This is a genomic window from Planctomycetia bacterium, assembly GCA_021413845.1.
GTDB lineage: Bacteria > Planctomycetota > Planctomycetia > Pirellulales > PNKZ01 > PNKZ01.
Map to the genome: position 1 here is coordinate 1 of JAIOPP010000140.1, position 10,803 is coordinate 10,803.

10 protein-coding genes are annotated in these 10,803 nt (G+C 60.2%); 6 read left to right on the top strand and 4 right to left on the bottom strand.

What is annotated here, in order from left to right:
• Positions 1-2,286 (bottom strand): HAD-IC family P-type ATPase (locus K8U03_23595; protein MCE9607880.1); only part of this gene is annotated, 2,286 nt, incomplete at its 3' end.
• A gap of 135 nt (positions 2,287-2,421) precedes the next feature.
• Positions 2,422-3,399, bottom strand: coding sequence for a universal stress protein (locus tag K8U03_23600; protein ID MCE9607881.1), 978 nt, complete (start codon positions 3,397-3,399; stop codon positions 2,422-2,424).
• 366 nt (positions 3,400-3,765) lie between these two features.
• Between K8U03_23600 and K8U03_23605 the strand changes: the two genes are divergently transcribed.
• From K8U03_23605 to K8U03_23625, 5 genes are all read left to right on the top strand, one after another.
• A complete protein-coding gene (locus K8U03_23605) occupies positions 3,766-4,173 on the top strand; it encodes a hypothetical protein (protein ID MCE9607882.1) in 408 nt (135 codons plus the stop codon).
• A gap of 60 nt (positions 4,174-4,233) precedes the next feature.
• Complete coding sequence (locus K8U03_23610; protein ID MCE9607883.1) at positions 4,234-4,425, top strand: hypothetical protein; 192 nt, start codon at positions 4,234-4,236, stop codon at positions 4,423-4,425.
• Between the two features lie 33 nt (positions 4,426-4,458).
• Positions 4,459-6,027, top strand: coding sequence for an AAA family ATPase (locus K8U03_23615; protein ID MCE9607884.1), 1,569 nt, complete (start codon positions 4,459-4,461; stop codon positions 6,025-6,027).
• A gap of 425 nt (positions 6,028-6,452) precedes the next feature.
• Positions 6,453-7,034 (top strand): HdeD family acid-resistance protein, encoded by a 582-nt coding sequence (locus tag K8U03_23620; GenBank protein MCE9607885.1) that lies wholly within the window; start codon positions 6,453-6,455, stop codon positions 7,032-7,034.
• A gap of 115 nt (positions 7,035-7,149) precedes the next feature.
• Complete coding sequence (locus K8U03_23625) at positions 7,150-8,256, top strand: hypothetical protein (protein ID MCE9607886.1); 1,107 nt, start codon at positions 7,150-7,152, stop codon at positions 8,254-8,256.
• 30 nt (positions 8,257-8,286) lie between these two features.
• Here K8U03_23625 and K8U03_23630 read toward each other — a convergent pair whose 3' ends face one another.
• A complete protein-coding gene (locus K8U03_23630; GenBank protein MCE9607887.1) occupies positions 8,287-9,021 on the bottom strand; it encodes a response regulator in 735 nt (244 codons plus the stop codon).
• The gene (locus K8U03_23635; GenBank protein MCE9607888.1) at positions 9,018-10,199 is read right to left on the bottom strand and encodes a hypothetical protein; all 1,182 of its coding nucleotides are present in this window, start codon (positions 10,197-10,199) and stop codon (positions 9,018-9,020) included. The genes K8U03_23630 and K8U03_23635 overlap by 4 nt, the downstream gene beginning before the upstream one ends.
• Positions 10,200-10,462: 263 nt before the next feature.
• On the opposite strand from K8U03_23635, the gene K8U03_23640 reads away from it, so the two are divergent.
• The coding region (locus tag K8U03_23640; GenBank protein ID MCE9607889.1) for a response regulator at positions 10,463-10,803 on the top strand (341 nt) is incomplete at its 3' end.

The following is a 10,803-nucleotide window of genomic DNA, read 5'->3' on the forward strand; positions in this document are numbered from 1 at the left end:
GCGACGCATGAGATCGGACTCCGGCGCCTCGACTGCCAGGGCCAGCGCCGGCAGGCCGTCGGTGATGAGATTGATCCACAGGATCTGCAGCGCCGTCAAAGGGACGGGAAGGCCGGCGAGCGCCGCGAACAGCATCAACAAGACTTCGCCCGCATTGCAGGCCAGCAGATAGTGAATCACCTTCCGGATATTATCGAGAATTCCGCGTCCTTCTTCGACGGCATTGACGATCGAGGTAAAGTCGTCGTCGGTCAACACCATGTCCGAGGCGGCTTTCGTGACGTCGGTGCCGGTGATTCCCATGGCGATCCCGATGTCGGCCGCTTTCACGGCCGGGGCGTCGTGCACTCCGTCGCCGGTCATCGCCACGATCTGTTTCCGACGCCTCCAGGCGTGGACGACGCGCAGTTTGTGCTCCGCGGTCACTCGGGCGTAGACGCTCGTCGAAACGACGCGACGTTCGAGTTCCGCGTCGTCGATCGCATCCAGTTCGGCACCCGTCATGACGCCCGGGGCGCGCTCGTCGAGAATTCCGAGCTCCACGGCGATGGCACGGGCCGTCGCCGGATGATCGCCGGTGATCATCACCGGCTGGATTCCGGCCTCGCGACAGCGCTCGACCGCAGCCCGCACCTCTTCGCGCGGCGGATCGATCATTCCTACGAGGGCCACGAACGTGAGCTCGCTTTCCGGCGCGTCTTTTTTGGGGGCCGGCGGCTCGTTGCGATAGGCCAAGCCGAGTACGCGCAGCGCCCGTCCGGCCATCTCGGCGTTGTGCCGCAAGATCGAGGCTCGCAAGTCGTCCGTCAGGGGCCGATCGCTCCCCTGGATGCGCACGTTCGTGCACGAACGGAGCACCGCTTCCGGCGCTCCTTTCACGAACATCACCCGAGTCCCGTCTTCCCGACGATGAATCGTCGACATGATCTTGCGGCTGGAGTCGAAAGGAATCTCGTGCTCGAGCCGCAAGTTTCGGACTTTCGTCGTCGGACCGCCCTTCATAGCCGCGACGATTAAGGCCCCTTCCGTCGGATCGCCGACGACGGACCAATGTCCGGTCTCGTCGTTTCGAACGAGTTGCGCGTTGTTGCAATAGCGGCCGATCGAGAGGGCCCAAGCCAGATCGGAGTCGTCGTCCAGGGCCGCGCCGACCGTGTCTTCCTTCGTCGCAATCTTCCCTTCCGGTCCGTAGCCGGTGCCGCTGAATTCGTAGCGACGATCACCGACGGCCAACTCGCGGACCGTCATCTCATTGCGTGTCAGCGTACCCGTCTTGTCGCTGCAGATGACCGTGACCGAACCCAAAGTTTCGACGCTCGGGAGCTTTCTCACCAAGGCATTTCTTCGCACCAGGCGCTGCAAGCCGAGCGCGAGCGCCACCGTGACCACGGCGGGCAAGCCTTCCGGAACGGCGGCAACCGCCAAACTCACGGCGGGTAACAGCACCTCTTCGAGGGGAAGCCCGCGCCAGAGCAATAGCCCGGCGATGAGCGCGACGATCACCAAGCAGACCACGACGAGAATACGTCCGAGATCGGTCATTCGCCGCTGCAGCGGCGTGGGTTCTCGTTCCTCTCGAGCCAGCATCCCGGCGATCTTGCCCAGTTCCGTCGTCGGCCCGGTCGCGACGACGACGGCCAAACCCTTTCCGGCGGCGACTGTGGTGCCGAAGAACGCCATATTGGCTCGGTCGGCGACGGCCGCCATGATCGGCGACAGAGCGCCTGCGTCCTTTTCCGCCGGCACCGACTCGCCGGTTAAGGTCGCCTCTTGCACGGTCAGTGCAAAGGATTCGACGAGGCGACAATCCGCCGGGACGGTGTCGCCGGCTTCGAGCAACACGACGTCGCCCGGAACCAATTCCGCGGCGGGGAGCGACCGAATCTCGCCGTCGCGTCGCACGCGAGTCATCGGCACCGACAACTTCTTCAGAGATTCCAGCGCCCGCTCGGCTCGTTCTTCTTGCACGAAACCGAGCAAGGCATTGAGCAATACGATGGCCAGGATGGCAACCGTGTCGAGCCAATCCCCGGTCGCGCCCGCAATCATCGCGGCGAAGATCAAAATCCATACGACGAGCTGATGAAACTGCGCCGCAAACCGCCGCCAAGCCGGCTCGGCTTTCGCTGCCGGAAGCTCATTGGCGCCGTAGCGCGTACGGCGCGGAATGATATCCGCCGCCGCAAGTCCTTGCGCCGGATCCAACGCCGCAGCCTTGACGAACGCTGCGACGGAGATGGAATGCGACGTTTGGAAGATTGGATCGGACGTCGATGGTTTGTTCATCCTCGCCGATGGTCCTGTCCACGCAGCAGAGAGCATTGCGAAACGGATTCGCGATCGCCGACGCTCGATGATCCATCATCGACGATCGAGCATCTGTAACTATAACGTTCGCGTTCCGACCGAGCCGCATGTCATTCAACGAGCGACCAGGACCGAACAGGGAGCGTGCGTGAGCACTTTCTCGCTGGTGCTCCCGATGAACAGCCGTTTCAGTAAATCTTTTCCCTGCGAGCCGAGGACGACGAGATCGATCCGGCGCTCGTTCACCAGCTTGAGGATTTGTTCGGCGGAGTGTCCTTCGGCAACGACGACCTCGGCTCCGGCGAAAGGCGGGAGCTGCTTGCCCAGGAGTGTCGCCAGCCCTTCGCGGGCTTGATACTTGTCGCGCTCCGTTTCGCGAGTCCAGCGATCGATCATCTCCGCGGCTTCGGCGCTGCGCCCGGCTTGCGCCATCCATTCGGGCACTTCCGGCGGCAAGGTTTCGATTGCGGTCACGGCGATCACTTCCGAATTGCGCGGCAACGTCAACTTGGTCGCCGCAGCGAGAGCCGCTTCGCTGCAGGCGGACCCGTCGGAGGCGAACAGCACGCGAAACGGCCGATCGCCACGGTGCTCGGAAACGGTTCGCGATACGAACACCGGAATGCGCGAGCCGTGCACGACCGCTCGGGAAACGCTTCCGAACAGTACGGTGTCGAGTCCTGTCATCCCCCGAGCGCCGACGACGACCAAGTCGGCTCCCCACTTTTCCGACTCGATCAGGATTCCCTCGCGCGGCGTGTGTCGGGCCGTGATCATGGTCGCTCCGGCGGCCAACGGCTCGGGAAGCAGATGTCGAGCCTCCTTCGCGACGATCTCCACAACCGCCTCGGCGGCGACATCCTGAAGACTTATGTCGCTCGAAAGTTGCCGCAACACGACGTCGGCCGGTTCGACCGCCGCGGCTACGCCGTCGGTCACAGGCGCGAGCACGTTGCCCCCGCGCCGAAAGATGACTTCCGGCGGAGCGAAGTAAATGGCCGCCGCGTCGGTGGCCGGCGAGACGAACTGTCCGACTTGGCGGACGGCGTTAAGGGCCTCGCGGGAACCGTCGACGGCGAAAAAGACTCTCATGGCTAACCTTCCGAAGCGGGAAATAAGGAATAGATGGCTTCCGAACCGGAAAGCAAACCGGGTGCCGCGCGAGAAGGTCCGCATGAAACAGTCTTCGGCGACCTGCGATTTGCGAAGAAGTTCCGACTTTAAGATCCGCTTGAGACGCCGCGGGCATTCCGTTGAAGGCTTCTGCTTCTTCGAGCCCACGGGCGATCAGGTGTGCCGATTTGCACACGCACGACGAATTCGCACACTTCGGCTCGTGTGCAGCGAGCACGAGGTGGAAAATCTCGCGCTTTTCCGGTTACTCCGTTTCGGCACGACGTATGCGATCGCTGTGATCCGGAACACTCCGCACGGCTCCCTTCCCGAAGGAACTCATCGATGTCCTCGACCGAACTCAACGCGATGCATGGCGACCACCGCGAATGGCAATCGGAAAACGCATTCTGGCATGATCAACTCCGTGAATGGGAGCGAGAGGTCGGGGAGGCGATCGGCGATCTGCCGAAGATCGAACAGGCGTTGCGTGGCCATGAACGACGATTGCAAACTCATGCCGCGGCGATTCGTCTGTACGAGCAGGTTGCCGCCGATCACGAACATCAACTTGCGGAACTGGTTCACGAAGGGGCGCCTTCGGCGGCCGGCTGCACCGCGCACAAGCACGGCAAGGAGTCGCGAAACCACGCTCAACAGCGCCAAGTTCATGAGGCGCTCAAGCGAACGCATCATACGTTTATGGCGCATTGGGCGATGCTCCTCGAAGCGCTCGGAGCCGTCGAAACGTAAAGGAAAGCATTGGGTTCGCAGCCGGTTTTCATTAAGCCTTGCCTGAGGGGAGAATAATCGATGTCGATTTTTATCATTATCGAATTGGCCGACGGCCTTGAACCGGTCGAGTTGCCTCCGGATCGAATTCCCGAGGACTTCGCTATCGCCGAAGGGGGCGTGCTCGTCGATGCAGGTCCCTTCGCATCGTTGGAAGAAGCGAACGATGCGATCGATAATTTGAAAGCGGAAGCGGAAGACGAAAAGGTTTAAGGGGCCGAAACGGCTCGAGTCGAGGGAGGAACGATGACCACCGACATCAGCCCGTCTCCGGTCGTAGGCCGTGAAGCGGTCGAGCGTTGGTTGACCGACGCGGCGAATCATCCCGACCATCCGCACGACGTGCAGCGGATCGAGACGCACATTTCGCAAGTGTTTCTTACGGATCGCTTCGTCTACAAATTAAAGAAACCGGTGCGCTTCGACTTCCTCGATTTCAATTCGCTCGAAAAGCGTGAGCATGCCTGCCGCGAAGAGTTGCGCCTCAATCGGCGCATGGCAGGCGACGTCTATAGGGCGGTCCTGCCGATCACGGCGGATCGCTGCGGTGCGCTTGCCCTCGACGGCTCGGGGACCGTAGTCGACTGGGTCGTGCAAATGCGGCGATTACCGGCCGATCGAATGCTCGACGAGTTGATCCGTACGGACAGACTGCATGAGTCCGAGGTTCGAAAGCTGACGGAGTACCTGGGCGGCTACTACAGTGCGATCGAGCCGCTCGTCGTTCGCCCGCGCGATTTTCACGCCGCGCTCGTCGCTAACGTCGAAGCCAACTTGGCTGCGCTGCTCGGGGCGGACGGTGTCGACACGACGCGGATTCGACGACTGCATATTTTTCAACTCCGATTGTTGAAGAGCAGGCCCGAGCTATTTCAGGCTCGGGTTCTCGACGGACGAATCATCGACGGTCACGGGGACTTGCGGCCGGAGCATATTTGCCTGACCGACCCGCCGGTAGTGTTCGACTGCTTGGAATTCAGCGCCGACCTGCGCCGCATCGACGTGCTCGACGAGCTTTGCTTCTTGGCGATGGAATGCGACGCGCTCGGGGCCGATTCGCTCGGCGAACGAGTCTTGAAACATTATTTCCAGCGATCGCAAGACCGCCCGCCGCCGGAACTAACGGCTTTCCATAAAACGTATCGCGCGTGCGTGCGAGCTAAGGTGGCGATCCTCAGAGGCGCTCAATTGCCCGCCGACGCGCGCGACGCCCAACGGCAACTGGGAGAGCGCTATCTCGCACTGGGCGATCGCTATCTTCGCGAAATCGACGCGCGCCCCGTGTTGATTCTCGTGACGGGACTGATGGGGACGGGGAAGACGACCTTGGCCCGCGTGCTCGCCGCGGAGCTAGGGATCGAGATGCTCCGGACGGACGACGTTCGAGACGAGCTTTTTCCGGCAGCCGGGGGAAACGACGCTTTCGGCCAAGGAAGATATTCTCCCGAGGCGCGTGCCCGCGTTTACGAAGAAGTCCTCCGTCGCGCGAGCGAGGCGCTGTCGAGAGGCGTTTCGATTATTCTCGACGGAACGTATACCAAGGCTTCGGATCGCGAGCTCGCACTTGAGCGAGGCCGAGCGGCCGAAGCCGATGTGCTGGCGGTAGAGTGCGTTTGCCCTCGCGAGGTGGCGCTGGAGCGCATTCAGACGCGGCTCCGGCAACCGCAGCCGGATGCTTCCGAGGCCCGACCGGAATTGTACGACCGCCAAGCTGCGCAACGGGATCCGCCGGCCGACTCCATCCCAACGTGCTCCGTCGACACCACGGAATCGCTCGCTGCGCAAACGGCTACGGTCATGGCAGCTTTGATCTAATCGGCCGACGAAACGTTTCGACAAGTAGCCGCCGATCTCGAAGAATTTCGCATGGAGCGCGCATATTCGCACTCCGTTGTGCGGATCGCGGAGCTGATCGTGCCCCACTGCCGTCTCTAACGTTGCCTAAGTCCGCCGACGAGAAAAAACGATCGATCGAGTTGGAGTGATTAGCAAGGCCGGACGACTCATTTGCGTTCACGCGCGCGGGGGTGTTGCGAACGGCGAACGGCCTCATGGTATGGCGTTTGCTTTTTGTGCCCCCGATAGACCGACGGACGCGGTTAAGAACTACGATACGCCTTTCTTGCGGCGTCATGAACCCGTGTCGCATCACCAGAAACGTCACTCAAGCGCTATCCAAGAGAATGGACGTTCTGTAAGGCCGGCATCAAGCCTACTCCCACAGACCGAAAGGTTTCGCCATGCACTTCCGCACCGATTACGAGTTCATCACGCTGAACGCGAAGTGCACGCACGTATTCGGTGAAACCTGGAAATGGATCACCGCTTTAGGCGTTGTCATGATGCTGCTCGGCGCGGTCGCGCTCGGAGCATCGATGTTCGTCACGCTGGCGACCATGGTCTTCATCGGGATGCTGATGCTCGTGGGAGGCCTCCTCCAAGCGATTCACGCGATCTCACTGCGACGATGGAGCGGTTACTACGTCGACCTGATCGCCGGGATCCTCTATGCGGCGGTCGGCTTCGTGCTCGTCGCTCATCCGGGTGCTACGGCCGTCGGCCTCACGTTGATCCTGGTCTTGTTCCTCTACTTGTCCGGTACTTTTCGCATTTTGATCGGGCTGGTAGGAAGCGATCGGGTTCGTCTATGGCTCTTGTTTTACGGTTTACTCAATCTGCTGCTCGGATACGTCATTTGGCACGACTGGCCGGTGGCGGGTCTATGGATTATCGGGCTTTTCATCGGCATCGAGATGTTCTGTAACGGCTGGTCGCTGGTCATGCTTGGCTTAGCGGTCAAGAAGCTCACGACGACGCATTGATCGTCAAGCGAAGCCCGATCCCTTGTCATGCTAAGATGTGCGATCAAGAAGCCGGCGGCGACGAATAAGACCGTCACCGGCAGAATGCCGCAATCCTTCCCCTCGATCGATTCCGATGTCATTGCCGCCGCAAGATTCCCCTCCGGTTCTCGGTGAACTCTATGTGAACGTCGCTTTCGATTGGGGCGACGAAATCGATTTGCGTCATGCTGCAACCTTGGCTCCTTCCCACGAACAGGAATTAGCCCGTCGAACCCGAACGCCCGCCTCGTTCGGCTATCGGCCTGCCCCGTTACGGTTTCCCCTGGGAAAGACGGTGATCGAGCACGCGGGTTCGGCGTCGATTTCCGTCCGCATCGAAGCCTCGGTCTTCGACTTCGGCGGCGTCAACGTTCGCGCCGTCGTCGAACTAGCGCATTCGTTCGAAGACTTGCGCCGGCTCGCCGGAAATCAAGGACTACTGCATGCGATCATTCGGGCAGCTCACAAAGGGGCAGAACCGCTCTACCACGCGCTGGGTCCCGCCATCAAGTTCCCGTCTTGGCAAGAGCTGGTCGAAGAGTATTTCATCTTCCGCTTCGAGCCTGCGTCGCTTCCTGCCGTGAACCGATTGCTGGAGAGTCACACGGATTGGCTGGCCGGTCTGCTTCGTTTAGAGCCTCACCCCTTAAGCGCCGAGCAAATCTCCGACGCCGTCGAACGAAAAGTCTCCTATGCACCCGGGGATCTCGTGATCGTCGACTGGGCGGCGGCCGTGATCGTCGACCAAGATTGCGAAGAGACGTTGCAAACCTTGGAATTCGCAAATCTGCAACTGCTTGAGTTTCGCTTAATCGATCGCCGTCTCGACGACTCGCTCAACCAAGCTTACAAAGTCATTCATTCGCTGGCGGGACGAAGAGGCTTCTCTCTTGCACGTAAGCAAGATCGTCGGTTGCGAGTCCTCGGCGATATCAAAATCGAGACCGAGTCCCTGTTCGAACGAGCCGGTAACGCACTCAAGCTCGTCGGCGATCAATACCTTTCAAAGGTTTACCGACTCGCGGCCGTGCGTTTGCATTTGGAAGAATGGTCAAAGAGCATTCACAACTCGCTCGATGTCGTCGAAAGCGTTTATCGGATACTTTCCGATCAAGCCGCGGCCGGACGGATCGAATTGCTGGAGGTGATCGTCATCGTATTGATCTCCGTCGAGATCCTGTTAACGCTCTTCGGCCGCTGAAAACCTCGGCGAACGTCGCCGAAGAGGGTCTTATCCCGGTCCTTGAGCGGGACGGAATCCTTCGATCAGTCCCAGCAGTTCCCGCACGTCGAACGGCTTATAACAGACCGCGTCGGGTGGAATGCCGCTCAGTTGTTCGCCGGAAGTGTCCGGGCGATGTCCGGTTATGAGAATCGTCCGAGCGTGAGATTCGAGGCGACGTACCGTCTGCAGCAGTTCCCGACCGTCTCCGTCGGGCAAACGTAAATCGACGAGCACGACTCCGAATCCGTTATCTTGCAATCGTGTGGTCGCCGACCGCAGGTCATGTGCGACGGCGACGCGATAGCCCTCGTCGCGCAGCAAGTCACACAAGCTGGCGCATAGTTCTCGATCGTCGTCGACGACCAAGACCAACGGTTGCTTGACCGCTTCATCGAGGAGCGTCACTAACTGAGAAAGGTCGACGGGCTTGGAGAGGATTTTCCAGAGCCCCGCTTTCATCCCGTGATCGACGCGAGGATGGTTCGGATAAGCCGTCGCGAGGACCGCGACGGTTTCCGGGCTTCGTTGCTTCATTTCGCGGTACAGCGCAATCCCGTCCATGCCCGGCATCATGAGGTCGAGCACCGCTAAGTCGTAACGTGCGGATCGCATTCGCTCGAGTGCTTCGAGCCCGTCGTTCGCCGTGTCGACTTGGTACCCCAAGTCGGTGAAGATGTCCGAAAGATTACGGCAAGCGTCCGCCTCATCGTCGACGATCAAAAGAGAAGGTAAGCGGTTCATGAACTGCTCCGGCTGGAACTCTCGGACGTGGCCAATCGTACCGTAAAGGTACTTCCCTGTGCGGGAACGCTCGTCACGTGAATCGAGCCGTGATGCTTTTCGACGATCGCCTTGGCCATCGCGAGTCCGAGCCCAAGCCCACGCGCCTTCGTCGAATAGAGCGGCTCCATCACGCGACTCAATACGTCTGCGGGAATGCCGATTCCGGTATCGGTGAAAGCGATCTCGATTCCCGCCTCGTCGGCGACGGCGCGGATAGCAAGGCTGCCTCCCTGAGGCATCGCGTCGCGCGCGTTGCGAATTAGGTTCGCAAACACGATTCGAATCTGCGCCGGATCGCCAAGGGCGGGGGGAAGCGTCGGGGGGAAGTCGATCTGAATCCGAATCTTGTCGGGAATGTGCTCGATCCTCAGGACTTCATTGACGCAATTCTCGATCGAGAACGGATTCAGTTCCGGATGCGGCATTTTCGCGAAGTTCGACAACGCGGTAATCGCATCGTTCGCCACGGTCACATGCTGATCGATTCGCCGTAGGTGTTCGCCGATCTTCTCGGGCGAGGCGCTCCGCGCATTCAATAGGTAGTACGCCGAAGTCTTGATCACATTCAAAGGGTTGCGCAGCTCATGTGCGATTCCGCCGGAGATCTGACCGATCGCCGCCAAGCGTTCATCTCGTCGGCGGCGCTCCAGATGCTCCGCTTGGTAAGCGTCTTCGATCTTGGCCAAGTCCAGGTCGATCAGCCTGTCGAGCGATTGAACCGCCGCGACGAGGTCTTCCGGATTTCCTTGCCACGTGCGACCTAACGCACCGATGAGACCGGATCGTAATCGAGACATAGCGACGTTCGTGAAGACTTGATCAAGGCCGATCTCGACATGCCGTCGACCGACGCGCCAGCGGCGCAGAACGTATTCTCGGTCGTATGGGCCCGACAGCAGCTCGCGCACCCATTGGATGAGCGACTGCTTGAGGCGATCGATTTGTGCGTCGCCGCCGGTGATGACGCTACGAGCCGCGGGATGACGCTCGATTTCGGAATAGAAGTCTTCGATCAGAGCCGGGAGAAACGTATCGAGACTCGACGCCACGGCCTGTACTCGACGAGCATCGTCGATGTTCCAGCCGACGTAAGCCTGAAGCTCACAATAGCGGTCATATAGCTTTTCAACATCCATCGTTCACTGCCCAGTCGAAGGATTTCCTAACCCCTCTCTATGCGATGGAGTCTCCTATTGCAATGACGCCCACCCCTCCTCACGAAGTTCAAAACCGATCGAAATGAGTTAAGAACCGCGGAAAGTAGGAAAACATAGAGATTCCACGGCACTTCCGGTGATTTAACGAAGCGCGTAGTTGAATACCGAGAACGCGGGCACTAGTGTAGTCGGTAGCAGCCGCCGGAGGGATGACGGTCAGGGTTACGAATGAGTCGCCGTAGATGAATCGAAACATACTCGCCGTCGAAGACGACGCAGACGCGCTCGCTAACGTTCGGGACATTCTCGAATTGGACGGGTTCCAAGTCAGTGGCGCCTCCACGCTACGAGAGGCCGCCGAAGGTCGCCGTTGGTCGGACTTCGCGGTCATACTCTTGGATCGACGTCTGCCCGACGGTTTGGCCGAAGAGGTGCTTCCGGTGATTCGCGAGCAAGCCCCTGGCGCCGCGATCATCATCATTACGGGCAACGCCGATCTCGCCGGCACGATCGTCGCTCTGCGGGCCGGCGCAACCGACTACTTGTTGAAGCCCGTCAATCCGGACCTCCTTCGCGCTGCGGT

Excerpts from the sequence above, each read along its gene's own strand:
- K8U03_23600 (MCE9607881.1), bottom strand. The coding sequence starts at position 3,399 with ATGAGAGTCTTTTTCGCCGTCGACGGTTCCCGCGAGGCCCTTAACGCC.
- K8U03_23605 (MCE9607882.1), top strand. The coding sequence starts at position 3,766 with ATGTCCTCGACCGAACTCAACGCGATGCATGGCGACCACCGCGAATGG.
- K8U03_23610 (MCE9607883.1), top strand. The coding sequence starts at position 4,234 with ATGTCGATTTTTATCATTATCGAATTGGCCGACGGCCTTGAACCGGTC.
- K8U03_23615 (MCE9607884.1), top strand. The coding sequence starts at position 4,459 with ATGACCACCGACATCAGCCCGTCTCCGGTCGTAGGCCGTGAAGCGGTC.
- K8U03_23620 (MCE9607885.1), top strand. The coding sequence starts at position 6,453 with ATGCACTTCCGCACCGATTACGAGTTCATCACGCTGAACGCGAAGTGC.
- K8U03_23625 (MCE9607886.1), top strand. The coding sequence starts at position 7,150 with ATGTCATTGCCGCCGCAAGATTCCCCTCCGGTTCTCGGTGAACTCTAT.
- K8U03_23630 (MCE9607887.1), bottom strand. The coding sequence starts at position 9,021 with ATGAACCGCTTACCTTCTCTTTTGATCGTCGACGATGAGGCGGACGCT.
- K8U03_23635 (MCE9607888.1), bottom strand. The coding sequence starts at position 10,199 with ATGGATGTTGAAAAGCTATATGACCGCTATTGTGAGCTTCAGGCTTAC.